Source organism: Aeromicrobium panaciterrae (assembly GCF_039537165.1).
GTDB lineage: Bacteria > Actinomycetota > Actinomycetes > Propionibacteriales > Nocardioidaceae > Aeromicrobium > Aeromicrobium panaciterrae.
On record NZ_BAAAZZ010000002.1, the window covers coordinates 3155279 to 3178291 of the forward strand.

General features: G+C 66.8%; 25 protein-coding genes. 15 read left to right on the forward strand and 10 right to left on the reverse strand.

Features of this window, described 5'->3' with window-relative positions; translation table 11 throughout:
- From ABD683_RS16490 to ABD683_RS16505, 4 genes are all read left to right on the forward strand, one after another.
- Window positions 1–496 (forward strand): HNH endonuclease (locus ABD683_RS16490; protein WP_344771161.1); only part of this gene is annotated, 496 nt, incomplete at its 5' end.
- Window positions 497–967: 471 nt separating this feature from the next.
- On the forward strand, window positions 968–2719 hold the full coding sequence (helR, locus tag ABD683_RS16495; protein WP_344771162.1) for an RNA polymerase recycling motor ATPase HelR: 1752 nt from the start codon (window positions 968–970) through the stop codon (window positions 2717–2719).
- Between the two features lie 65 nt (window positions 2720–2784).
- Window positions 2785–3363, forward strand: coding sequence for a carboxymuconolactone decarboxylase family protein (locus ABD683_RS16500; RefSeq protein ID WP_344771163.1), 579 nt, complete (start codon window positions 2785–2787; stop codon window positions 3361–3363).
- The gene (locus tag ABD683_RS16505) at window positions 3360–4250 is read left to right on the forward strand and encodes an RNA polymerase sigma-70 factor (RefSeq protein WP_344771164.1); all 891 of its coding nucleotides are present in this window, start codon (window positions 3360–3362) and stop codon (window positions 4248–4250) included. Before ABD683_RS16500 ends, ABD683_RS16505 begins: the two co-directional genes overlap by 4 nt.
- On the opposite strand, the gene ABD683_RS16510 is transcribed toward ABD683_RS16505, so the two are convergent.
- Complete coding sequence (locus ABD683_RS16510) at window positions 4240–4848, reverse strand: rhomboid family intramembrane serine protease (RefSeq protein WP_344771165.1); 609 nt, start codon at window positions 4846–4848, stop codon at window positions 4240–4242. The genes ABD683_RS16505 and ABD683_RS16510 overlap by 11 nt on opposite strands.
- Before the next feature lie 66 nt (window positions 4849–4914).
- Window positions 4915–5535 (reverse strand): TetR/AcrR family transcriptional regulator, encoded by a 621-nt coding sequence (locus tag ABD683_RS16515; protein WP_344771166.1) that lies wholly within the window; start codon window positions 5533–5535, stop codon window positions 4915–4917.
- A gap of 43 nt (window positions 5536–5578) precedes the next feature.
- On the opposite strand from ABD683_RS16515, the gene ABD683_RS16520 reads away from it, so the two are divergent.
- From ABD683_RS16520 to ABD683_RS16535, 4 genes are read left to right on the forward strand one after another with little or no spacing between them, the layout of a single operon-like run.
- Window positions 5579–6796 carry an oxygenase MpaB family protein gene (locus tag ABD683_RS16520; RefSeq protein ID WP_344771167.1) on the forward strand — a complete coding sequence of 406 codons (1218 nt, stop codon included), beginning with the start codon at window positions 5579–5581 and terminating at the stop codon, window positions 6794–6796.
- A gap of 33 nt (window positions 6797–6829) precedes the next feature.
- Window positions 6830–7078: a DUF2630 family protein gene (locus ABD683_RS16525; protein WP_344771168.1), complete on the forward strand. Its 249-nt coding sequence runs from the start codon at window positions 6830–6832 to the stop codon at window positions 7076–7078.
- Window positions 7079–7115: 37 nt separating this feature from the next.
- Complete coding sequence (locus ABD683_RS16530) at window positions 7116–7769, forward strand: MBL fold metallo-hydrolase (RefSeq protein WP_344771169.1); 654 nt, start codon at window positions 7116–7118, stop codon at window positions 7767–7769.
- Window positions 7770–7805: 36 nt separating this feature from the next.
- Window positions 7806–9341 carry a UDP-N-acetylglucosamine 1-carboxyvinyltransferase gene (locus ABD683_RS16535; protein WP_344771170.1) on the forward strand — a complete coding sequence of 512 codons (1536 nt, stop codon included), beginning with the start codon at window positions 7806–7808 and terminating at the stop codon, window positions 9339–9341.
- A gap of 27 nt (window positions 9342–9368) precedes the next feature.
- Here ABD683_RS16535 and ABD683_RS16540 read toward each other — a convergent pair whose 3' ends face one another.
- Window positions 9369–9824: a carboxymuconolactone decarboxylase family protein gene (locus ABD683_RS16540; protein ID WP_344771171.1), complete on the reverse strand. Its 456-nt coding sequence runs from the start codon at window positions 9822–9824 to the stop codon at window positions 9369–9371.
- Window positions 9825–9907: 83 nt separating this feature from the next.
- Between ABD683_RS16540 and ABD683_RS16545 the strand changes: the two genes are divergently transcribed.
- The 5 genes from ABD683_RS16545 (at window position 9908) to ABD683_RS16565 (ending at window position 13854) form a co-directional block, all read left to right on the forward strand.
- Entirely contained in the window at window positions 9908–10774 is an 867-nt protein-coding gene (locus ABD683_RS16545; protein WP_344771172.1) for a sigma-70 family RNA polymerase sigma factor, read from the forward strand.
- Window positions 10775–10813: 39 nt separating this feature from the next.
- Entirely contained in the window at window positions 10814–11584 is a 771-nt protein-coding gene (locus ABD683_RS16550) for a glycerophosphodiester phosphodiesterase family protein (protein WP_344771173.1), read from the forward strand.
- Window positions 11581–12942 (forward strand): MFS transporter, encoded by a 1362-nt coding sequence (locus ABD683_RS16555; protein WP_344771174.1) that lies wholly within the window; start codon window positions 11581–11583, stop codon window positions 12940–12942. Before ABD683_RS16550 ends, ABD683_RS16555 begins: the two co-directional genes overlap by 4 nt.
- A gap of 5 nt (window positions 12943–12947) precedes the next feature.
- On the forward strand, window positions 12948–13367 hold the full coding sequence (locus ABD683_RS16560) for a hypothetical protein (RefSeq protein WP_344771175.1): 420 nt from the start codon (window positions 12948–12950) through the stop codon (window positions 13365–13367).
- An 85-nt stretch (window positions 13368–13452) separates the two neighbouring features.
- Window positions 13453–13854, forward strand: a complete 402-nt coding sequence (locus ABD683_RS16565) for an RNA polymerase-binding protein RbpA (protein ID WP_344771176.1) — start codon at window positions 13453–13455, stop codon at window positions 13852–13854.
- Between the two features lie 95 nt (window positions 13855–13949).
- Here the strand turns inward: ABD683_RS16565 and ABD683_RS16570 are convergent, their stop codons facing one another.
- The 3 genes from ABD683_RS16570 to ABD683_RS16580 are packed head-to-tail and all read right to left on the reverse strand — an operon-like array spanning window position 13950 to window position 17260.
- Window positions 13950–14672 carry a polyprenol monophosphomannose synthase gene (locus tag ABD683_RS16570; RefSeq protein WP_344771177.1) on the reverse strand — a complete coding sequence of 241 codons (723 nt, stop codon included), beginning with the start codon at window positions 14670–14672 and terminating at the stop codon, window positions 13950–13952.
- Between the two features lie 6 nt (window positions 14673–14678).
- Window positions 14679–16163 carry an apolipoprotein N-acyltransferase gene (gene lnt, locus ABD683_RS16575; protein ID WP_344771178.1) on the reverse strand — a complete coding sequence of 495 codons (1485 nt, stop codon included), beginning with the start codon at window positions 16161–16163 and terminating at the stop codon, window positions 14679–14681.
- Window positions 16160–17260, reverse strand: a complete 1101-nt coding sequence (locus ABD683_RS16580; protein WP_344771179.1) for a M24 family metallopeptidase — start codon at window positions 17258–17260, stop codon at window positions 16160–16162. Before ABD683_RS16580 ends, lnt begins: the two co-directional genes overlap by 4 nt.
- Window positions 17261–17383: 123 nt before the next feature.
- Here ABD683_RS16580 and ABD683_RS16585 point away from each other — a divergent pair, with 123 nt between their 5' ends.
- Together ABD683_RS16585 and ABD683_RS16590 are read left to right on the forward strand one after the other, a co-directional pair.
- The gene (locus ABD683_RS16585; RefSeq protein WP_344771180.1) at window positions 17384–17749 is read left to right on the forward strand and encodes a PLD nuclease N-terminal domain-containing protein; all 366 of its coding nucleotides are present in this window, start codon (window positions 17384–17386) and stop codon (window positions 17747–17749) included.
- A gap of 9 nt (window positions 17750–17758) precedes the next feature.
- The gene (locus ABD683_RS16590) at window positions 17759–18676 is read left to right on the forward strand and encodes a 5'-3' exonuclease (protein WP_344771181.1); all 918 of its coding nucleotides are present in this window, start codon (window positions 17759–17761) and stop codon (window positions 18674–18676) included.
- On the opposite strand, the gene ABD683_RS16595 is transcribed toward ABD683_RS16590, so the two are convergent.
- The 4 genes from ABD683_RS16595 to ABD683_RS16610 all read right to left on the reverse strand — a co-directional run.
- On the reverse strand, window positions 18666–21383 hold the full coding sequence (locus ABD683_RS16595) for a DEAD/DEAH box helicase (RefSeq protein ID WP_344771182.1): 2718 nt from the start codon (window positions 21381–21383) through the stop codon (window positions 18666–18668). The genes ABD683_RS16590 and ABD683_RS16595 overlap by 11 nt on opposite strands.
- Window positions 21384–21392: 9 nt before the next feature.
- Entirely contained in the window at window positions 21393–22274 is an 882-nt protein-coding gene (locus ABD683_RS16600; protein ID WP_344771183.1) for a diacylglycerol kinase, read from the reverse strand.
- 4 nt (window positions 22275–22278) lie between these two features.
- The gene (locus tag ABD683_RS16605; RefSeq protein WP_344771184.1) at window positions 22279–22590 is read right to left on the reverse strand and encodes a hypothetical protein; all 312 of its coding nucleotides are present in this window, start codon (window positions 22588–22590) and stop codon (window positions 22279–22281) included.
- 118 nt (window positions 22591–22708) lie between these two features.
- On the reverse strand, window positions 22709–23013 hold a 305-nt coding region (locus ABD683_RS16610), incomplete at its 5' end, for an HNH endonuclease (RefSeq protein ID WP_344771185.1).

Genomic DNA, 23013 nt, shown 5'->3' on the forward strand with positions numbered 1-23013 from the left:
CCACGTCCAGGCCAAGACCCAACAACCGCACCTCATCCCTGACCCCATGCCCGCATCGGTTGAGTCAGCCACGCTTGCTGGTCATGGCGCGATCGGACCGAATTTGTTGATGTATTTCCTGTGCGTGTCTGACTTCACCGCCTTCCTCATGAAACAAGGCGGCGGGGCGCGTCAGGCACAGATACTGAACGCCGGCACCAGCAAGTACCAACCCACCCTCACCCAACGCCGCGCTGTCATCGCCCGACAAAAGGGTGTCTGCGCTGCGCCCGGCTGCAACCACACCCACCTCGAAATCCACCACACCATCTGGTGGTCACGAGGCGGCCCCACCGACCTCGATCTACTTGTCGGGTTGTGCGTCAGATGCCACCACCTCCTCCACCGCGGACTGCTCAACATCACCGGCAACGCCGTCAACGGATTCCACTTCACCAACAGGGCCAACCGCCCCATCCGACGACGACGAAGAAACCACTACCACCAAGCCGCCTGACCCCCAAGTCCGGCGGCCCACCCCCACGCCACCAGCCGCTATTGGGCGAACACAGGCAGGCTTGCGGCCCTGCGGTCTACGGCCCGACGTGCGGGCGTTCGATCGCCAACGGTCCGATCGCCGTAGAGGTAGCCTGATCTGTGCGCATGTCGGGTCCAAGGCGGGGCCGCCCCAAGCGGCACGGGCGTCGCCCGTGAGTGCCAGGCGTGGCGCTGGCCGGTTCACCGTACAGGCCCGGCATGTCGCGCGACTATCCGCATCTGCCGCACGCCGCGCTTCACGTCAAACTAGGTGTATTGGGAGTTTGCGGGCTGGGTAGACAGAAAAATGGAAGGGCGCCAAAGCGTCCTTCCATTTCCAAGATATAGCCGAGATGGGGGCTTGCCGCAAGGCCCCCGGGATGGTTCAGAATGGCCGGCCGACCCCATTCTGGACGGAGCTGATGAGCTTTTGGAGTCTCGTTCGATCGAAGTGTTTGACCTTTCCGGCAACCTCGCCGCCAAGGCTGATCCGGCGTTGATCGCCCGGGACGAGCAGCACTTCGCGGCGATCGCGGAGAGCCTCGAACGTACGATCGCCGATCTCACCCAACGCCTCGAGGAGGCGCGCAAGCCCTCGGAAAATCGTGAGGTCATGGACTGGGAACCCGGCGGCGCCGGCCAGGAGTCGCTCGACCGCGACCAGGAGGTGCACCGACTGACCTCGCGCCTGCGCACGCTGAACCGGTTCGGTCTCGACGTGTGCCTGGGTCACATGGTGAGCGCCGACGATTCGGCCCCGGTCTACATCGGCCGGCTCGGACTCACCGACTCCTCGGGCAGGCGCCTTCTCATCGACTGGCGCTCCCCCGCCGCCGAGCCGTTCTTCGGAGCCACCCACAAGAACCCGATGGGCCTGGCGAGTCGCCGTCGCTACCGCTGGACGCATGGCCGGATCAGCGACTACTGGGACGAGGTCTACTCCCCCGGCGAGCTTGAAGGCCGGGCCGCCCTGGACGACCAGTCGGCGTTCATCGCCAGCCTCGGCACGGACCGGTCCGAGCGCATGCGCGACGTGCTGGGCACGATCCAGGCCGACCAGGACGCCATCATCCGCGCCGGTTCGCGCGGCGCGCTCGTCGTGGACGGCGGCCCGGGTACGGGCAAGACCGTGGTGGCGCTGCACCGTACGGCCTACCTGTTGTACGCCGATCACCGGCTGAGCCATGACCGCGGGGGTGTGCTGTTCGTGGGCCCGCACCACCCGTACCTCGCCTACGTCGGCGACGTGCTTCCCAGCCTCGGCGAGGAAGGCGTCCAGACCTGTACGCTCCGCGACCTGCTGCCCGAGGGGCGGGTCGCCGTCGAGGAGGCCGACCCTCACGTTGCCAGGCTCAAGGCCACGGCGGACATGGTCGCCGCGATCGAGCCGGCAGTGCGCCTGTACGAGGAGGTGCCCACGAACGGCATGGAGGTCGAGACCGACTGGGGCGACGTGTGGCTCAGCCCGTCCGACTGGGCCGAGGCGTTCGAGGCGGCGGACGGCTTGCCGCACAACGAGGCGCGCGACGTCGTGCTCGACGAGCTCGTCACGATTCTGGCCGACAAGTACGAGAGCGATGAGGAGGTCCCCGAGGACATGCTGCGCCGGTCGTTGGTGCAGAACGACGAGCTGATCGATGCGTTCACCAAGGCGTGGCCGATCATCGAGCACACCGACCTGGTGGGCGACCTGTGGTCGGTGCCCGCGTACCTCCGGATGTGTGCGCCGTGGCTCGAGCCAGACGACATCATGCGGTTGCAGCGCGCGGACCCTGCTGCCTGGACGGTGTCCGACCTCCCACTCCTGGACGCGGCGCTGCGACGACTCGGCGATCCTGAGACGTCGCGGCGCAATCGCCGACGAGCAGCGACAGTCGCTGCCGAGCGTGAACAAATCGCGAGAGTCGTCGACGACCTGATCGCAGCGGACCCAGGAGGACTGGCGTCGATGTTGCGTCACGACGACCTGCAGCGTTGGACAGAAGACCACCCCGAGGGAGTCGCCTGCGTCATCGGCGACGCCACGTTCGCGCCGACCGAGCGCGTACGGTCGTTGATTCCCGAGACCGCCAAGGGCATGGAGTTCGACCTCGTCGTGCTGATCGACCCGCACTCGTACGGCGACGGGATCGAGGGCGCCGTCGACCGCTACGTGGCGATGACCAGGGCGACCCAGCAGCTCGTGATCCTCGACGAACCGTGATCGACCTGTCACAAACCATGGGCGGCGAGCGTCTTCATGGTGAACGCACACGACAGGAGAAGACGATGACTGGAACAGCCCGCATCCCCGGCACCGAGATCACGGGTGTCTACGGAAGCCTGCTCAAGGCGGTGATGCGCAGGATGGTCGGCAAGGTGCCCGACAGCGCAGAGGTGATGTGGAACCATCCCGCGGCATTCAAGGACATGATGAAGCTGGGCGGTCGCACCGAGAAGTGGGACGAGCTCGACAAGAACCTCGCCTCCTTCGCGACCATGGCGGCTGCTGCCGAGATCGGGTGCAGCTTCTGCCTCGACCTCGGCTACTTCATGGCCCACAACAAGGGCCTGGACGAGGACAAGGCGCGCGAGGTGCCGCGCTGGCGCGAGTCCGACGCCTTCACGCCGCTGGAGCGCCAGGTCATGGAGTACGCCGTGGCGATGTGCCAGCTGCCGGTCGCGGTGACCGACGAGATGTCCGACGCACTGCTCGCCCAGCTCGGTCCCGCTGCGATGGTCGAGCTCGCCGCCCGGGTGGGCTTCACCAACCTCAGCGGCCGCAGCAACATCGCAATGGGCATCAGGTCCGAGGAGTACGCCGCATCCTGTGGCCTCAAGCCGCTCGCCGTAGGGTCGCTGGCATGAGCGAGCGAACGATGACGGATGACCCGTTCGTCGTGCACCGTCGGCTGCTCTTCACGGTGGCGTACGAGATGCTCGGCTCTGCAGCCGATGCCGAGGACGTCGTACAGGACACCTGGTTGAAGTGGACCGCGGTCGACCAGGCAGAGATCCGCGACCCGCGCGCCTATCTCGTGCGCATGGTGACCCGCAAGGCGCTCGACCAGCTGCGCGTCCTGGCCCGGCGCCGCGAGGACTATGTCGGGCCGTGGCTCCCCGAGCCGCTGCTGACCAGTCCCGACGTCGCCGAGGACGCCGAGCTGGCCGACAACCTCTCGACGGCGATGCTGCTCGTCCTGGAGACGCTGACGCCGACGCAGCGTGCGGTGTTCGTGCTGCACGAGGTGTTCGACGTCGGCTACGACGAGCTGGCGGAGGCGGTCGACAAGAGCCCCGCAGCCGTACGCCAGATCGCCCACCGTGCGCGGGAGCACGTGGCCGCCCGTCGACCTCGCGGGATCGTCTCGTCGACCGATGCCTGGGATGCTCTCATCGCGTTGCAGCGGGCCATCGTCACGGGCGACCTGCAGAACCTGGTCGACATGCTCGCGCCGGATGTCGTTGCACTCGGTGATGGCGGTGGCATCAAGCAGGCGCTGCCGCGGCCGATCAGTGGTGCGGCCAAGGTGGCCAAGCTGTTTGCCGCAGGACTCAAGGCGCCGTGGCTGACCGAGATGACGGCGCAGCTGGGATACGCCAACGGTGGCCCCGCGCTGTTCTTCCGACTCGACGGCGAGCTGGACAGCGTCGTGACAATGCGTGTCGAAGACGGGCTGATCAGCGCGATCTACACCGTACGCAATCCCGAGAAGCTGTCGGCAATGGCGACGGAGACGAGCGTCAGCCGGTGACGACGCCCATCGCTGCGGGTTCCGCGTCGTCACGTGCGAACCACGCGGCGATGGCGCCGCCGATGGCACCGAAGAGATGGCCTTCCCACGAGACCCCGGGCTCCCCCGGCAGCACGCCGAGCAGGATCGTCCCGTACGCCATGAACATCACGACGCCGAGGACGATCTGCCTGAGGTTCTTGGCGAAGACGCCGCGAACGATGAGGAACACCAGCCAGCCGAAGACCACGCCCGATGCGCCGATGTGGATCGTGTTGGTGCCGGCGATGAGCCACACGCCGATCCCGCCGACGACCCAGATGATCGCGGTGGTGACGGCGAACGTACGCAGTCCTGACAACGCCAGCAGGAATCCGAGCATCAGCAGCGGCAGGCTGTTGGAGACCAGGTGGTCCCAGTCGCCGTGCAGCAGCGGCGCGAAGACGACCCCTTGAAGCCCTTCGTCGGTTCGCGGCTCGACGCCGTGCGACTCGAAGTCGCCAGGCAGGATCCGGTCGAGCACCTCGATCAGCCACAGCACGCCGACGAACCCGCCCGACACCAGACCTGCACGCATCGCCGTCGACAGCGGTGACCATGCGGGGTCGGGCTCGCTCATGCGCTCGATCGTACGAGCATCCCCGGCTGTGGTGTGGCTGCGAGACACGAGCGCATCGCGAGCACGTCAGGCCAGCGGGCCGACATAGGCAAGCGTCAGCGCGACGAGCTCGTCGACGAACTTCTCTCGCGCGATCGGTGGTTGCTCGAGCACGTACTGCGCGCTGAGGTGCTCGACCATGCGTACGAGGATCCATGCCGACGTCGCAGGATCCGTGATCGACGTCTGTGACTTGTTGATCGACAGGTAGGCCGTGACCAGGTCGCTGATGCGTTGCTCCAGGGCGGTGGTCCAGCTGCCAGATTGCGTACGCGGCAGCACCTCGGCCACCAGTCGTACGAACTCGACGTTCTCCGTCAAGACGTCCAACAATCCCTCGAACGACGCGCGAACCAGTGCCGGGCCCGGCTCGTCGAGTCGGTCGGCGAGCACCGCGGTGAGCTGCTCGGAGAGCAGTGCCGCATGGCGGTCGATCACGGCCGCCAGCACGGCCTCCTTGTCGGGGAAGTACTGGTAGAGCGAGCCCGGACTGATGCCGGCCTCCCCCGCCACCCGATTGGTCGACGCCTTCTCGTAGCCGTCGCGGAGCAGCACGATCTGCCCCGCGGCGATGATGCGCTCGACCATGACACGTGACCGTTCCTGCTGTGGAAGCTTGCGCAGGTCGCGGGGCGAGGATCGTGGCATACGCGAATTGTATGCGAGTAATTGCTCGCGTCATACTTCTGGAATGACTGTGGACACCGTGGTTGACCCTCCATCCCGCTTCCGCGCGGCAGAAGAGCGTGGTGCCAGGATCGGACGGGTCCTCAAGTCAGTGGCACGCGTGCGTGCGGTCGATGAGGCCCAGCTGGCGCTGATAGGCCAGCGATTCATGCAGCGCGACGAGGTCGGTGCCGCTCTGGCCCGGGCGATGCGATCGTCCGGAGACGACAAGGTGACGATGGCGCAGTTCAACCAGGCGCTGCTGCATGGCATCGAGTCCGTCGAGTCCGCCCCCGCACCACTGCGCGACTTCTTCGCCGCCGTGGACGCCGTGCCCGAGTGGGTCGACTTCGACCTGCTCAACCGGGGCGCCGAGGCATACCGCCGATTCGGCAAGAGCGCCGCCGACGTACTTCTGCAGCTCTCCCTGATCGGCGGCTATCGCTTCGGAGGTCCCACCGATTTGCTCGTGGCCACGGGCGGGATGACCGGGGACATGACCAAGCGCCGACTGGGCGAGACGCAGAAATGGGCGGTCGCGGTGTCAGACCACGACGCCATGCGCCGAGATGGCGAAGGCTTTCAGCTGACGGTCCACGTCCGCCTCATGCACGCGATGGTCAATCACCGCTTCGAGGGCGGAGACCGTTGGGACACCTCGAAGTTCGGCCTGCCGATCAACCAGTCTGATCAAGCCGCGACGCTCGGCCTGTTCAGTGCGACGCTCCTGCTCGGCGTACGGTCGCTCGGCGTGCGGGTCACCCCTGAGGACTCGCGCGCCGTCATGCACCTGTGGAAGTACGTCGGCTGGCTCATCGGCGTCAACGACGACTGGTTGTTCGATGTCGAGCGGGACCAGCACGCGTTCAACTACCACGTGCTCCTGGCGCAGGGCGACATCACCGAGGCTGGGCCCCTGCTCGCACAAGGCATCATGGAGGCGCAGGACAGCCTCAATTTCAAGCGGTTCCCGCGTCTGGGCCGGGCCTACACCCGGGCCAGGTTGTTGAGCATGCTGCGTTTGTTCCTCACCAAGGAGGGCATGCGCGACCTCAAGCTTCCCGTGCGCATGCCCTGGGCGTCCGTGGGCGTCTTCGGACGCAACCTCGTCGACCACCACGTCCTCGGGAGGACGGCCTGGGGCGAACGGCGCCTTCACCGGCAGTCGGCCAAGAATCGCGACACGATCATGTATCGGCACTTCGGCCCGGAGACTCCCGAGATCGGCAAGATCGCGGCCTGACCGAGCGCTGCGCATCGGACGTAGACTCCACAGATGACGACCGACAAAGGCATCCACGACCACATCTCAGAACTCGTGGCTGAGGAGAAGGACCTGCGCGAGAAGCTCGCCAAGGGCGAGATCTCTCGTGACGAAGAGCATGCACGTCTGTCGAGCCTCGAGGTGGAGCTCGACCGGGCGTGGGACCTCCTGCGGCAGCGCAGCGCCAAACGCCAGTACGGCGGGCAGCCCGACGAGGCCGCCGAGCGCTCCGCCGATGTGGTGGAGAAGTACCTGGGCTGATCCGCCGCCTCTTGAACGCGGGTGCAGGATGGGCCACATGCAGATCACCCGCTTCGGCCATGCCGCCGTTCTCGTTGAAGCAGCAGACACTCGCATCCTCATCGATCCGGGCGTGTTCAGTCCGGATGAGACGTTCGCGCTCGAGGGGCTCGACGCGATCGTCGTCACGCATCAGCACGCAGACCACATCGACGCCAGCCGTGGCCCGGGCCTGGTCGAACGCAACTCCGGCGCAACGCTCATCTCGGACCCGGAGACTGCGGCGACTCTCGGGTTCGGCTCGTGGACCGCCAACGCCGAGGGCCTCGAGACAGTCGTGGGCGGGTTGACGGTACGCGGGGTCGGCTCACAACATGCGGTGATCCTCCCCGCGCTCCCCCGGGTCGCCAATGTCGGCGTGACGGTGAGCGCTCCGGGCCAGCCGACGCTGTTCCACCCGGGTGACACCTACGAGTACGCGCCGGAGGGTGTTGACGTGCTGGCCCTCCCCCTGTCGGCCCCGTGGGCCAAGGTCAGCGAGACGATCGACTTCGTGCAGCGGGTGTCCCCCGGTGCCCTGTTCCCGGTGCACGACCGTACGATCGCCGATCTCGCGTACGGAATCTATTGGCAGCACACCGAGAACTTCGGCGGGGTCGAAGACACCCGAAAACTGGGTCAAACCGACTCCGACACCTTCGACATCGCGTGAATTGTGTTATCTCATATCTGAGATATGGTGAATGACATGACTGTGCGCGACGACTACCTGGCCCGCATCGGAGTGCTCATCCGCGATGCCCGCCAACACAGCGGCATGACCCAGTCGGAGCTCGCGACCGAGCTCAAGACCAGCCAGAACGTGGTCAGCCGGATCGAGAAGGGCCAGCAGAACCTCACCCTCGACACGCTGGCCCGCATCGGTGCCGCACTCGACTCCGAGCTCGTCACGGTCGGTACGTCCGGGCCCAGCCACCTGCGCGTGGTCGGCGGCACCACGCTGTCCGGCTCGATCGACGTCAAGTCGAGCAAGAACGCCGGCGTGGCGCTCCTGTGCGCCGCCCTGCTCAACTCCGGCACCACGGTGCTCCGCAAGGTCGCCCGTATCGAAGAGGTCAACCGCCTGCTCGAGGTGCTGGAGTCGATCGGTGTGAAGTTCACCTGGCTCAACGACGACAACGACCTCAAGCTGGTTGTCCCCGCCGAGCTCGATCTCGCGGCGATGGATGCCGACGCGGCACGTCGCACCCGCAGCATCATCATGTTCCTCGGACCGCTGATGCACCGCTATGACGACTTCGAGCTGCCGTACGCCGGCGGCTGCGACCTCGGCACCCGCACGGTCGAGCCACACATGACGGCGCTGCGCCCGTTCGGGCTCAAGGTCGTCGCCACCGAGGGCAGCTATCACGCCACCACCGCGTCAGGCGTGGAGGTCGAACGCCCGATCGTCCTGACCGAGCGCGGCGACACCGTCACCGAGAACGCACTCCTCGCCGCAGCGAAGTACGACGGTGTCACCGTCATCCGCAACGCCAGCCCCAACTACATGGTCCAGGACTTGTGCTTCTTCCTGGTCAAGCTGGGAGTCGGCATCGAGGGCATTGGTACGACGACGCTGCGCGTCACCGGCAAGCCCGTCATCAACGCCGACGTTGACTACGCCCCGAGCGAGGACCCGATCGAGGCGATGAGCCTGATCGCCGCCGCCATCGTGACCAAGTCGAGCATCACGGTGCGCCGCGTACCCATCGAGTTCATGGAGATCGAGCTCGCGCTGCTCGAGGAGATGGGCTTCCAGTACGACCGTGGCGACGAATATCCCGCCGAGAACGGTGAGACCCGCCTCGTCGACATCACGACGCACCCCTCGGCGCTGCACGCGCCGATCGACAAGATCCATCCGATGCCGTTCCCCGGCCTCAACATCGACAACCTGCCGTTCTTCGCCGTCATTGCAGCGACTGCCGAGGGCCAGACGATGCTGCATGACTGGGTCTACGAGAACCGCGCGATCTACCTCACCGAGCTCAACAAGCTCGGTGCCCAGGTCAAGCTGCTCGACCCGCACCGTGTCCTGATCGACGGCCCGACGCACTGGAGCGGCACCGAGCTGGTCTGCCCGCCGGCCCTCCGCCCGGCGGTCGTGATCCTGCTGGCGATGCTCGCGGCCAAGGGCACCTCGGTGCTGCGCAGCGTCTATGTCATCAACCGCGGCTACGAGGACCTCGCCGAGCGCCTCAACGCCCTCGGCGCCCAGATCGAGACCTTCCGCGACATCTAGCAAGGCCTCGATCCCGGGCAACCGCGATCATGACCAGGCGCCGGCGACCTGCCGTGTCGACACGTTCGTCCGGTTCCAGACGTTGATCGCCGCGATCGACAGGATCAGCCCGCTGAGCTGCTGCTCGTCGTAGTGAGCCGCGGCCTCGTCATACACCTCGTCCGGCACGGCGTCCGTCCGGTCGGCCAGACGGGTGAGCGCCTCGGTCAGCGCGAGCGCCGCGCGTTCGGCGTCGTTGAAGTGCGGTGCATCACGGAAGCCGGCAACCGTGTCGATCTTCTCGTTGCTCTCGCCCGCCTTGCGGAGGGCTTCTCCGTGCATCTGCAGGCAGACGCTGCAGCCGTTGATCTGGCTGGCTCGCAGGTGCACGAGCTCGAGAGTGGTCTCGGAGATTCCGGTCCTGCTGACCGCCTTGCTCAGCGACTGGAGTGCCTCCAGGGCACCGGGAACGGCGACGGCCGGGTTGGCCATACGTGCCTGCATGATTGTTCTCCTTCGATTCGTGTCACATCGTTGGCGTGTGATCCGTCAGTGCATTGACGAATCTCGAGAAGGGAATGTGACCGATGTCTGACAGCGAGTTCCTCGCGGAGCGCTTCGAGCAGAGCCGTGAGCACCTGCGGTCGGTCGCGTATCGCATGCTCGGTTCGCTGAGCGAGGCTGACGACGCGGTGCAGGAGTCCTGGATCCGGCTCAGCCGTACCGACTCCGACGAGATCGACAATCTCGGCGGGTGGCTGACAACGGTCGTCGGCCGGGTGTGCCTCGACATGCTCCGGACACGCAGGAGCCGCGCTGAGCAGCCCCTCGACGTACGACCGAACGACCCGGCAAGCGACGACGGCGTCGATCCCCAGCAGGAGGCGGTGCTGGCCGACTCGGTGGGGCTGGCGATGTTGGTCGTGCTCGACAAGCTGACACCCGCGGAGCGCCTGTCGTTCGTGCTGCACGACATGTTCGCCGTCCCGTTCGACGACATCGCTCCGATGGTGGGCCGTACGCCCGATGCAGCTCGCCAGCTCGCCAGTCGTGCCCGTCGGCGCGTGCAGGGAGTGGATCCCGCGCCCAGCCCGTCGCTGCACCGACAACGGGAGATCATCGACGCGTTCATCACCGCGGCGCGAGGTGGCGACTTCGAGGCGCTGGTCAACGTGCTCGACCCGGACGTCGTGCTGCGGGCCGACCACGGCAAGGGAGCGCTTGCACTGGTACGTGGATCCCGAGAGGTCGCCGGAGGGGCGATCGCCTTCCGCCAGGGCGGTAGCGAGTCCAGACCTGTGCTGGTCAACGGCGCGATCGGCATCGCCGCCGTCATGGAGGGCCGTACCGTCTCGGTCCTCGAGGTCACGATCGTCGACGACAGGATCGCCACGATCGAGATCACGGCGGACCCGGTCCGCGCTGCGGCGCTGGACGTGACGTTCGTCGACTAGGCGCCACTGGCTGCACCCTCGAGGGCTTAGCGTGTGGCTGTGGCCGCATACCTCGACTCCCCCACGCCGATCGCGTTCGCTCATCGCGGTGGATCGCTGGTCGAGTCCAACATCGGCATCGAGAACTCGATGGAGGCCTTCACCCACGCATACGAGCTGGGCTACCGCTACCTCGAGACCGACGTTCACGTGTCAGCAGACGGCCGCGTCTACGCGTTCCACGACGACACGCTCGAGCGCATGACCGGCAACCCGGCGGCCATCGCCTCCCTCACGGCGGACCTCGTTGACGGGGAGCTGCTCGGTGGACGAGTGGCCATCCCGACCCTCGAGCAGGTCATCCAGGCTTTCCCCGACGCCCGGTTCAACATCGACGTGAAGTCCGATGCGGCGGTCGAGGAGACATGTGCCGTGATCGAGGACTACGACGCGACGGATCGTGTGCTCCTCGCATCATTCGACCACGCCCGTCTGCGCCGCATCCGCAAGCGGCTGCCTGCAGTCGCGACCAGCGCATCGAGCCGTGAGGCGGCGATGGTCAAGCTCCTGCCCACGGCGATCCTGCGGCGTCTGCACCTGCCGGCCACCTGCCTGCAGGTGCCGGAGACCCGCGGCGCCATCCATGTCGTCACGGAACGTTTCGTACGCCGTGTGCACGCGCTGGGTCGCCAGGTGCACGTCTGGACCGTCGACGAGGCTGACTCGATCAATCGGCTGCTCGACCTCGGCGTTGATGGAATCATCACCGACAGGACGGACGTCCTCAAGGACGTCCTCGTCGCCAGGGGCTCGTGGAGGGAACCACAATGAAGGTGCCACGGTTCAACGCCAACCACGAGCAGAAGTCGTGGTTCTTCTACGACTGGGCCAACTCCGCCTACATCACGACGGTCGCGACGGTGCTCTACGCGCCCTATCTCACCAGCGTCGCGGAGAAGGCGGCCTGCGGCTTCGCCGGTGACGAGGACCGCAAGTGCACCGAGCACCTCTCGGTGCTGGGTCTGTCGGTCTCGGCGGGATCGCTGGTGTTCTACGTCATCACGCTGGCGACCGTGATCTCGGCGTTCGTGCTGCCGATCGTCGGCGCGGTCGCCGACCGGGTTCAGTCCAAGCGGACCATGATGGCCCGTCTCGCCTGGACAGGTGCTGCGGTGACGGCGTTGATGTTCTTCGTGACCGGCACCAACTGGCAGCTCGGTGCCGGGCTCCTGGTGGTGGCCAACCTGTTCTATGCGGCGTCGATCGTGGTCTACGACGCAATACTCGTCGACGTCGCGGAGCCCGACGAGCGGGATCGGGTCTCCTCGCAGGGATGGGCGTTCGGCTACCTCGGCGGCGGTCTGCTCCTCGCGGTCAACCTGGCCTTCGTCACGATCAAGCCGTTCGGGTTGTCGACCGAGATGACGGTGCGCATCAGCCTGTTGTCGGCGGCGATCTGGTGGGCGTACTTCACCGTCATCCCCTATCGCGGGATCAGCGACCGCGAGCCTCGAGGCGTCCCGCCGGAGGAGGGGGTGACGCTGATGCAGCGCAGCTTCGGCCAGCTCTTCCGTACGCTCAGGGAGCTCAGGAACTACCCGCAGACCCTGTTGTTCCTCGTCGCCTACCTGTTCTACAACGACGGCATCCAGACCGTGATCTACTCAGCGTCGGTCTACGGCGACAAGGAGCTCGGCTTCGGCACCAGCATCCTGATCGCCACGATCCTCATCGTGCAGTTCGTGGCGTTCGGCGGAGCCCTGGTCTTCGGCCGGCTCGCGGCCCGCATCGGCAGTCACAGGACGATCCTGGGCGGCCTGGTCGTCTGGGTGCTCGTCGTCTGCTTCGGCTTCGTCCTCCCCGAGAAGCAGATCGTCCCGTTCTTCGTCCTCGCCGTCGCGATCGGACTGGTGCTCGGAGGCACGCAGGCCCTCTCGCGTTCGTTCTTCTCCAACCTGATCCCCCGCGGCCGTGAGGCGGAGTACTTCAGCCTCTACCAGGCGTGTGAGCGTGGTACGAGCTGGCTCGGGACCCTGGTGTTCGGCGTCGTGCACCAGCTCACGGACTCCTACCGGCCCGCGATCCTCGCGCTCATCGCGTTCTTCGTGATCGGCGGTCTGCTGCTGTGGAAGCTCGATCCCAAGAAGGGCATCATCGAGGCCGGCAACCAGCCACCGGCCCTGGTGTGACCCCGATGTCCACGCTCACGAAGGCACTCGGTGTTCTGACGGTGTTCGTGCTCGTGACGGGTACGAGCTCGTGCCGATCGCAGAGCGATTCCGTGAAGGACCAATGGGCCGGCCGCGAGAAGTTTTCGGGTTGTGGCTCCATCGAGCTGAGCCAGGGTGACACGGTCGCGTCGACCTCGCACTCCGAGGTGACCTGCATGACGGATGCGCTCGACTCAGGTAGCGGTGCAGAGCTGCTGGTCAGCTCGCCGACGACCGAGGGCGACCGCGTACGCGATCACTATCGGCTGTATCCCGACGGCCATCTCGAGCTGTACATCGACAGCAGTGACGATCCCTACGCAGGCGATGACTGGGAGCTGATCGAATGCATCAGGCCGGTGTGGCTGCCACGAGTGACCTGTTCGGACGCCGGTCCGAGCTGACGTGTGACCCAGTCCGCTTCGTTTAGGGGAATCTCATGTCCGTCCCCTACGTTGGAAGAGGTAAGGCACACGAAAGGGGACTGCCATGGCAGAACGTGCATTGCGAGGCGCTCGACTCGGGACACAGAGCTTCGAGGACGAGCGCGGCGTGGAAATGGCTCCCCGTCAGCAGGTCGAATACATCTGCGCTGATGGGCACACCTTCTCGGTGACGATGGCTGACGAGGCCGAGATCCCGTACGAGTGGGAAGACCCCAAGACCGGCCAGGTCGGACACCGCGTCGAGGGCGGCGAGCCGCTCGTCAAGAACGAGAAGGCCGTTCGTACGCACTGGGACATGCTGTTGGAGCGTCGATCGGTCAAGGAGCTCGAAGAGATCCTGACGGAGCGTCTGGAGCTGCTCCGTGGCGGCGAGATCGGACCTCCGCATCTCCATCGCCCTGTCAAGAAGCCGGCCAAGAAGGCTCCGGCCAAGAAGTCGGCCTGAGCAAGGCACGCCAGCAAGACCCCGATCATCCGGTCGGGGTCTTCGTCGTTCGGAGAACTCAGCCCGGCCAGATTCCTGGCACTCGACGGACCGGTCTAGCGCCAGCGCTTCGGGACGAGGCGCTGGATTCCCCACACCGTGACCCGCCACAGGGCCTCACGCACGATGTGTCCGCTCATCTTGGACTGACCGCGTACGCGCTCGACGAACGTGATTGGCACCTCGACGATCGTCATGCCGGCGTCAAGGACGCGTCGCGCCATGTCGATCTGGAAGCAGTAGCCCTGTGAGGCGACCTCGTCGAGCGGCAGCCGCTGGAGCGTCTCGCGGCGGAAGGCGCGATAGCCGCCCGTCGCGTCCTTGATCGGGATACCGAGCATGACCTGGGCGTAGAACGTGCCACCTCTGGAGATGAGCCGGCGATACCACGGCCAGTTGACGACGCCACCGCCCGGGACCCAGCGTGACCCGAGCACGAGATCGGCGCCCTCGTCGCTGGCCTCCAGCAGGCGACCCAGGTCTTCGGCACGGTGCGATCCGTCGGCATCCATCTCGCACAGCACGTCGTAGCCGCGCTCGATGCCCCACGCGAACCCGGCGCGGTAGGCCGATCCGAGCCCCTGCTTGCCATCGCGGTGCATGACGCTGACTCGCGCATCATCGGCAGCGAGCTTGTCGGCGATCTCCCCGGTACCGTCAGGCGAGCCATCGTCCGCGATGAGGATGTCGACCTCGGGACGGTGCGAGAAGACCTCGCCGACGATCCAGGCGATGTTGTCGGCCTCGTTGTAGGTCGGGATGATGACGAGCGTGCTCATGTGCCTTCATCCCTTCGTCCGTCGCGTGCCGAAGAACCATGCTCCCAGACCGAGGGTCACCAGGAGGTACTCGAACGGAGCGCCGACGTGCTGGGCCGGCGTCGTGCCGCTGGCCAGCTCGACCTTGCGATTGATCAGGGCGGGCTGGTGCATCGGTGCCCGCTGGACCACGTCACCGTCGGGGTCGACCATTCCAGTGATGCCGTTGGTGGACGGCACCACGACCCAACGGCCGGTCTCGACCGCGCGCAGGCGCGAGATGTCCCACTGCTGCTCGGGTTGCGACGTACCGGTGAACGCCGCGTTGCTGGTCTGCACGACGAGCAGCTGCGCACCGCCGTCGATCGCCCGACGGGTCACCGAGTCGTATGCGATGTCGTAGCAGATCGTGTCGCCGATCGTCGTGTCGGCGATCGTGATCGCGCCCGACTTCTTGCCGGCCAGCATGTCGCGCGGGATGTCGCGGGCGAGCCTGCTGAAGACGGCGCCGGCCTGCTTGCGCCACGGCACGTACTCGCCGAACGGCACGGGCTTGAGCTTGACGTAGCGGTCGCCCGGTCCGTTCTCGTCCCACACCTCACCGGCGTTGTAGGACGTCGTGACGGTCGGCCCGTCGAGCAGGCCGCCGACCAGGATCGGCGCACCGATGCGACGCGAGAGTCCCTCGATGCGGTGGCGTACGCCCTGGTCGTAGTTGGGGTCGATGTCGGTGGCGTTCTCGGGCCACAGCACCATGTCGGGCCTGGGCGTGACGCCGGACTCGATGAGCTCGGCCAGCTTGTCGGTCGCCTGCGCGTGCAGGTCGAAGATCTCGCCGCGCGGCCAGGTGAGGAACACACCGGGTACGTCGCCCTGGACGAGCGCCACCTGGCGGGTGCCGGCGGCGCCGGCGATTCCGGTGGGCAGCAGTGCGCCCAGCAGCATCAGCGCCGCGATCGATCCCGCCGCGATCGCCCGGCGGCGGAAGGTCTCACCTGTCACCACGACCAGCAGGAGGGCGGCGACGAGGAACAGGACGAAGCTGGTCCCGGGCATCGCGAGCAGGCGGGCATAGGACTTGAACGGCGTGTCGATCGACGTGTGTGCCAGGCGGCCCCACGGGAATCCCGTGAACGGGAACACCGAGCGGGCGAACTCCCCCGCGACCCACACGGCGGCACCCCACAGCGGCCAGGCGCGCAGACGAGTGGCTGCCCGCATCGCCAGCATGATCGGGGCGAAGAACAGTGACTCCGCGATGACCAGGCCGACGTACGCGGCACCGCTCACCGCGTTCATCCACCAGATCAGCGGCGCCATGAAGGCCAGGCCGAACACCAGCCCCGTGACGATGACGGTTCGCTTCGGCGCCCGGTCGAGGTGCCGGGCGAGCCAGATCAGACCGGCGAGCGCGATGACCATCGCGTACGGGATCTCGACCGGGTCGAAGCCCCAGGAGCACAGGACGCCGAGAACCGCCGCGAGGGGTGCGGCGGACCGCAGGCTGGTCACAGGGCGATGAGTTCGCGGGGCTGGTTGTTGAGGATCTCGACGCCATCGGCCGTGCAGACGACGATGTCCTCGATGCGCGCCCCGAAGCGACCCTCGAGGTAGATGCCGGGCTCGATGGAGAACGCCATGCCCTCCTCGAGCACCAGGGAGCTGCCCTCGACGATGTAGGGCTCCTCGTGCGTCTCCTGGCCGATGCCGTGTCCGGTGCGGTGGATGAACCGGTCGCCGAACCCCGCATCGGCGATGATGGCGCGTCCGACGGCGTCGACGGACTCGGCGGTGACGCCGGGCTTGGCGAAGTCGAGCTGGGTCCGCTGCGCAACGCGCAGGACCTCGTAGATCTCGGCGTACTCAGCAGGCACGGATCCGCCCGCGAGGTAGTTGCGGGTCGAGTCGGAGCAGTAGCCGGCGTGGTTGGTGCCGCCGATGTCGATCACGACAGGATCACCCACCTGGATCACGCGATCGGAGAGCTCGTGGTGCGGTGAGGCACTGTTGGGCCCCGACCCGACGATCACGAAATCGACCGTCTCATGCCCCTCGTCGACGATCGCGCGAGCGATGTCGGCGCCGACCTCACGCTCGGTGCGACCGGGGCGGAGCCACTCCCCCATACGGGCGTGCACCCGGTCAATGGCCTGGCCGGCGTCACGCAGGGCGGCGATCTCGTCGGCCTCCTTGCGGATGCGCAGCTGCTGGACGAGTGATCCCGCGAGCACCTGTCGGGTATTCGGCAGCGCGTCCCTGAGAGCGAACACCCGCGACGCCCACATGTGGTCGTCGAGGCCGATGGTGGCCGCGGCGCCGACGAGGTCGGTCACGAGGGCGAACGGGTCGTCGAGCTCGCCCCAGGTGGCGATCGCGACGTCGACGCCTGAAGCCTTGGCAGCGGGCGCCTCCAGGGCAGGGACGATCAGGGTCGGGTCACCCGTCGACGGCAGCACCAGGCAGGTCAGTCGCTCCAGCGGAAGGGCCGCGTAGCCCGTCAGGTAGCGCAGATCGGCGCCGGGCGTGACGAGGAGCGCTTCGATGCCCTCGGACGCTGCCAGGTCCTGTGCCTTGCGCCATCTGCTCACGCCGGTGATCCGCTCGCTCATGGCCATGACAATACCGGCGCACGGGTGACGGCATTCACCTGCAGGCGACCCGTTCGGGCTGCCATGATCGTGGCAACGTCAGCGCCCGACAGGAGACCCGCAGTGCTCTACATGGATGGACTTGTGGGACTCATCATCATCGGTCTGTGGATCTTCTGCCTCATCGATGCCATCTCCTCCGACGAGGGGGCGATCCGCAACCTCGGCAAGGGGATGTGGGTCATCCTGATCGTCATCCTGCCGCTGGTCGGATCGATCGCGTGGCTCGTGGCGGGCAGGCCCGCGGCACCACGTTCGCTCCCCTACAAGGGCAACTACGGACCGGTCGTGTCCGACCGCGAGCGCCCCGCGTGGCATCCGTCCATGAATCCCGCCGACGACGAGGACTTCCAACGCAAGGTCCGTGAGCGCGCCGAGGAGCAGCGCCGCGCCTACCGCGAGAGCCAGCGAGGGCAGATCGACGGGGGCGACCAGTCGCGACCTGAGTAGGGTCGGTGCATGCCCAACGGACGACTTCTTCTCCTGGACAGTGCCAGCCTCTATTTCCGTGCGTTCTTCGGCGTCCCCGACTCGATCAAGGCGCCCGACGGCACCGTGGTCAACGCGTTGCGCGGCATGCTCGACTTCGTGGCGACGCTCAAGACCGAGTTCGACCCCGTCGCGATGGTCGCGTGCTGGGACGACGACTGGCGACCACAGTGGCGGGTCGACCTGATGGACACCTACAAGACACACCGGGTCGGTGAGGACGGTGCCGAAGGCGACACCACCGAGGGGCTGCTCGGCCCGCAGGTCCCGCTGATCGCCGAGGCGCTCGCACTTCTCGGGATCCCGGTGATCGGTGCCGCCCACGCCGAGGCCGACGACATCATCGGCACGCTCAGCAGCGAGTGGGACGGTCCCGTCGACGTCGTCACGGGCGACCGTGACCTGTTCCAGCTCGTCGACGACGCGCGATCCGTACGGGTGCTCTACACGTCTCGCGGCGGAGTCGCCAACCCCGACCTGGTCGACAACGCCTGGATGCGTGAGCGCTACGGCATCGAAGCCTCGCAGTACGTCGACTTCGCCGTGATGCGCGGCGACCCCTCCGACGGCATCCCCGGCGTTCCGGGCATCGGCGACAAGACGGCTGCCGTGCTGCTCAACGAGTTCCACGACCTCGAGGGCATCATCGCCGCGGCCGACGACCCGACGAGCAGCATCAAGCCGCGCGTCCGCCAGTCGATCAAGGACTCCGCCGACTACATCACCGCGGCTCGCTCCGTCGTCGCGGTCAGGCGCGACGCGTGCGAGATCTCTGCCTGGAAGCTCGAGGTGCTGACCGATGACCAGCAGTCGGCGTTCCGCGCGTTCGCCGATCGATGGGGCATCACCGGCGCGGCGGACCGCGTGCTCGAGGCGCTCAGCTCGTAATTGACGTGTAGCTCACCACGCCGTGACGCAGCAGGTCGAGCGCCTCACGAGCAGTCTTGCGAAGGGGGCCTGACCCGGAAGCGTCGGCGACCTGGGCGACGACGTCGATGAGCTGCTTCATGGCGCGTACGAAGTCGCCTGCCGCCAGCTCCATGTCGGTGAGGACATCGTCGAGCGAGGCGCCCATCGACCACTGCCAGACGGCGTGGGCGAAGCCGAAGTCAGGCTGGTGGAGGAACTTCAGCCGATGCTCGCGCTCGAGCCGTTCGAGCTCTGACCCGAGCGAGCTCATCGACTCGGCGACCTCGCGCACCTTGCGGGTCGGGAACCGCGGCGCCGGGGCGTCCTCTGCGTTGCGCGACTCGTACGTCAGCCCGCTGATCGCGGCGGCCAGCTCGGAGGCGTCGAGGTCCTTCCACACGCCTTCGCGGATGCATTCGCTGACCAACAGGTCGAGCTCGCTGTAGACGCGCTGCAGCTTCTTGCCGTCGTCGGTGACCTCGTCGCCGTCGAGGTAGCCCAGCACGTCGAGCACCTCGCACACCCGGTCGAACTGGCGGGCGACGGTGTTGGTGCGCTGCTCGATGCGGTTGCGCTGGTTCTGGGTGTCGCGCTCCAGCTTTTGGTAGCGCTCGGCCCAGCGGGCGTGCGACTCACGGTCGGGGCACTCGTGGCACGGGTGGTTGCGCATCTTCTCGCGCAGTGCATCGACCCGCGGATCCTTGCGCGGCGCGTGCTCGCGATAGGCGGTCTTGGGCTTCCACGAGACGCCCTCGGCATGGTTGCGCAGGCTCGAGGCGAGGTCGCGGCGTGACTGCGGATTGCGCGCGTTGAACGATTTCGGGATGCGGATGCGGGTGATCACGTTGACCGGCGTCGGGAAGTCGACCATCGCGAGTCGTCGCGCGTGCCGGTTGGCGGTGAGCACCATGGGGCGCGGACCCTCTCGGTCTGCATGCGTACCGGGGTCGAGCACCACGGCGATTCCGGCCCAGCGGCCTGCAGGGACGTTGATGATGTCACCGGGCTTGAGCCCCACGAGCGACTCGATGACGACCTCACGGTCCGCTGAGCGCCGCTCACGCGCCCCGGAGGACTCGAGGTCGCTGATCTCGCGGCGGATCGCCGCGTACTCCATGAAGTCGCCGAGATGACACTGCGCCGACTCGCGATAGCCGTCGAGGGCGTCATCGGCCTTGCGGATCTGCCGGGCCATGCCGACGACCGCCCGGTCAGCCTGGAACTGTGCGAACGACTGCTCCAGCAGCTCGCGGGCGGTGGTACGACCGACCTGGCCGACCAGGTTGACCGCCATGTTGTAGCTCGGGTGGAACGAGGAGTTGAGCGGATAGGTACGCGTCGACGCGAGGCCGGCGACCTGCTTGGGGTCGAGACCGGGCTGCCACAGCACGACGCCGTGGCCCTCGATGTCGATGCCACGACGACCGGCACGGCCGGTGAGCTGGGTGTACTCCCCCGGTGTGATGTTGGCGTGGGTCTCGCCGTTCCACTTCGACAGCTTCTCGATCACGACGGAGCGGGCGGGCATGTTGATGCCGAGTGCCAACGTCTCGGTCGCGAAGATCATCTTGACGAGGCCCTGGCTGAAGAGCACCTCGACGACCTCCTTGAACGTCGGCAGCATCCCGGCGTGGTGCGCGGCGATGCCGCGGACGAGGGCCTCGCGGAACTCGTGGTAGCCCAGCACCTCGAGGTCAACATCGGGAAGGTGTGAGCAGGCGGCGTCGACGACGGCACCGATCTCGGCCTGTTCCTCGGAAGTCGTCAGGCTGAGGCGCGCATCCAGGCACTGCTGGACCGCGGCTGCACAGCCGGCACGGCTGAACACGAACGTGATCGCCGGCAACAGGCCCTCGGCGTCCAGCCGCTCGACCAGCTCGATGCGCCCCGGCGTACGGTGCCGGCTGCGCGGGCGATGTCCGCCCTTCTTGGGGCGGCCCTTGGACATCCGGGAGTACTGCCAGTCCTCACGGGCGATGCGCTCCAGCGCACGGTTGACCTCGGTGCCGCCGGACTCGAACAGCGGAAACAGCTTGCGCCCCACCAGAACGTGCTGGTGCAGGGGTACGGGGCGCCGCTCCTCGACGATCGTCACGGTGTCGTCGCCGCGTACCTCCGTCATCCAGGCGCCGAACTCCTCGGCGTTGGAGACCGTCGCCGACAGCGAGATCACCGACACCGACTCGGGCAGGTGGATGATGACCTCTTCCCACACGGCGCCACGGTTGCGGTCGGCGAGATAGTGCACCTCGTCCATCACGACGAACCCGAGGCCGGTGAGGGTGCTCGACCCGGCGTACAGCATGTTGCGCAGCACCTCGGTCGTCATGACGACGATCGGCGCCTCGCCGTTGATCGTGTTGTCACCCGTCAGCAGCCCCACGTTGTCCGGCCCGTAGCGGTCGACGAAGTCGGAGAACTTCTGGTTGGACAGCGCTTTGATCGGTGTCGTGTAGAAGCACTTGCGGCCGGTGGCGAGCGCCATGTGCACCGCGAACTCCCCGACCAACGTCTTGCCCGATCCGGTGGGGGCGGCGACGAGCACGCCGTGCCCGTCCTCGACGACCTTGCAGGCCTCGATCTGGAAGCCGTCGAGGCCGAAGCTGTAGAGGTCGCGGAACGACGCGAGCAGCGGATACTGCTGGTCCGACCGGGATTTCGCGTACTTCTCGGCCGGGGTCGTCATGCCTCCAGCCTACGTGCCTGCAGGTGGGGCGAAGACTCGCAGCGCGCCGGGCTGGATGCGTGTTGTCATCGGCAGCGGCCCGAGCCGTTCGCCGTCGCCGTACGCCACGATGCCGGGTGAGGTCAGCGTGACTTCCTTGACCAGGTGGCGCTCGAACTCCGGCAGCGTCACATGGGTGCCCTTGTAGAGCTTGGGGAACACCCGCAGGAGCTTGGGCTTGCTGACGGGGTTGATCACGACGACGTCGAGCAGGCCGTCGTCCATCCTGGCACCCTCGCAGATGCGGAGCCCGCCCCCGAACGACGGTCCGTTGCCAACCGCGACCAGCATGGCCTCGCGCTCGATGGTCTTGCCGTCCAGCACCAGCGTGAATGGCAGTGGCTCGAACTCGCGGAGCTCGGCGACCATGGCGATGTTGTAGCGCATGTTGCCGCGCGGCCAGGTCATCTCGTTGGCGCGCTCATTGACCTTCGAGTCGAAGCCCGACGCCACGACGGTGGCGACGTAGGCCTCGTCGGCGCGCGCCAGGTCGATCGTGCGTACGTTGCCGGCGATGACCAGGTCGACCGCCGCGTCGACGTCCTTGACCGGGATGCCGAGCGAGCGGGCGGTGTCGTTGCCCGTACCGGCCGGGATCAGGCCGAAGACCAGGTCGGAGTCGGCGACATGGTCGAGCACGCCGTGGAGGGCTCCGTCACCTCCGACGACCAGCACGCCGTCGAGTCCGCCGTCGATCGCCAGCTTGAGCTGATCGCGGGCCGCGGCGGCGTCCGCACCCTGCACGATGATCGTGGTGTGGCCGGCGTCGGTGAGGCGCTGGGCCGCCTGGCCCGAGATCTTCTCGCCGTGCCGCTTGCCCGATGTGGGGTTGACGACGATCGCAAGATGCATGCGCTCAGCCTAGTGCGGGGGTGCACCATTCCAGCGCTAGTTTGCTCGTTCCACGATCAGCTACGTCTGGACTGAGGTACTTCGTCCAATTCGCAACCTTGAAGGTGACCCCGCGCGGGCTCCTGTCGCCGATGTCCCATGACCGATCAGGCGAAAATCCGATGACCTCAGTCAGTTCAGCCAGGCTCATCTCTGCACTTTCTACGGCCAGATAGGCATAGAACGGTTCGTCAGCATGCCAATCGGCCTCGTGTTCGGCAGGGAGATTTGCGGTTGAACTGGAGTCGTCGTGTGTGCCGGAGTCGCTGGTCTGCATCTGCCGAGAGTGCAGATGGCCAGCGTCCGCCACTGCCTTGCCAAGCCTGCTTGTGTTCAGCCGGTGCCGACTCTGGGCGTGCCGGTGGGCCGCCGGACACAGATGGAATAGAACCGTGTCAGGCGGCTTGGTGGAAGTGGTTTCTTCGTCGCCGGATGGGTCGACGGTGGCGGTTGGTGAACTCGAAGCCGTCGACGGCGTTGCCGGTGATGTTGAGCAGTCCGCGGTGGAGCAAGTGGTGGCACCGGACGCAGAGTCCGATGAGGAGGTCGAGGTCGGTGGGTCCGCCTCGGGACCACCAGATGGTGTGGTGGATTTCGAGGTGGGTGTGGTTGCAACCGGGGGTGGCGCAGACACCCTTTTGTCGGGCGATGACAGCGCGGCGTTGGGTGAGGGTGGGTTGGTAGCGGTCGGTGCCGGCGT

Excerpts from the sequence above, each read along its gene's own strand:
- ABD683_RS16565 (WP_344771176.1), top strand. The coding sequence starts at position 13,453 with ATGGCAGAACGTGCATTGCGAGGCGCTCGACTCGGGACACAGAGCTTC.
- ABD683_RS16530 (WP_344771169.1), top strand. The coding sequence starts at position 7,116 with ATGCAGATCACCCGCTTCGGCCATGCCGCCGTTCTCGTTGAAGCAGCA.
- ABD683_RS16570 (WP_344771177.1), bottom strand. The coding sequence starts at position 14,672 with ATGAGCACGCTCGTCATCATCCCGACCTACAACGAGGCCGACAACATC.
- ABD683_RS16580 (WP_344771179.1), bottom strand. The coding sequence starts at position 17,260 with ATGAGCGAGCGGATCACCGGCGTGAGCAGATGGCGCAAGGCACAGGAC.
- ABD683_RS16560 (WP_344771175.1), top strand. The coding sequence starts at position 12,948 with ATGTCCACGCTCACGAAGGCACTCGGTGTTCTGACGGTGTTCGTGCTC.
- ABD683_RS16595 (WP_344771182.1), bottom strand. The coding sequence starts at position 21,383 with ATGACGACCCCGGCCGAGAAGTACGCGAAATCCCGGTCGGACCAGCAG.
- ABD683_RS16525 (WP_344771168.1), top strand. The coding sequence starts at position 6,830 with ATGACGACCGACAAAGGCATCCACGACCACATCTCAGAACTCGTGGCT.
- ABD683_RS16520 (WP_344771167.1), top strand. The coding sequence starts at position 5,579 with ATGACTGTGGACACCGTGGTTGACCCTCCATCCCGCTTCCGCGCGGCA.
- ABD683_RS16510 (WP_344771165.1), bottom strand. The coding sequence starts at position 4,848 with ATGAGCGAGCCCGACCCCGCATGGTCACCGCTGTCGACGGCGATGCGT.
- ABD683_RS16555 (WP_344771174.1), top strand. The coding sequence starts at position 11,581 with ATGAAGGTGCCACGGTTCAACGCCAACCACGAGCAGAAGTCGTGGTTC.
- ABD683_RS16515 (WP_344771166.1), bottom strand. The coding sequence starts at position 5,535 with ATGCCACGATCCTCGCCCCGCGACCTGCGCAAGCTTCCACAGCAGGAA.
- ABD683_RS16505 (WP_344771164.1), top strand. The coding sequence starts at position 3,360 with ATGAGCGAGCGAACGATGACGGATGACCCGTTCGTCGTGCACCGTCGG.
- ABD683_RS16500 (WP_344771163.1), top strand. The coding sequence starts at position 2,785 with ATGACTGGAACAGCCCGCATCCCCGGCACCGAGATCACGGGTGTCTAC.
- ABD683_RS16600 (WP_344771183.1), bottom strand. The coding sequence starts at position 22,274 with ATGCATCTTGCGATCGTCGTCAACCCCACATCGGGCAAGCGGCACGGC.
- ABD683_RS16605 (WP_344771184.1), bottom strand. The coding sequence starts at position 22,590 with ATGCAGACCAGCGACTCCGGCACACACGACGACTCCAGTTCAACCGCA.
- ABD683_RS16590 (WP_344771181.1), top strand. The coding sequence starts at position 17,759 with ATGCCCAACGGACGACTTCTTCTCCTGGACAGTGCCAGCCTCTATTTC.
- ABD683_RS16540 (WP_344771171.1), bottom strand. The coding sequence starts at position 9,824 with ATGCAGGCACGTATGGCCAACCCGGCCGTCGCCGTTCCCGGTGCCCTG.
- ABD683_RS16535 (WP_344771170.1), top strand. The coding sequence starts at position 7,806 with ATGACTGTGCGCGACGACTACCTGGCCCGCATCGGAGTGCTCATCCGC.
- ABD683_RS16545 (WP_344771172.1), top strand. The coding sequence starts at position 9,908 with ATGTCTGACAGCGAGTTCCTCGCGGAGCGCTTCGAGCAGAGCCGTGAG.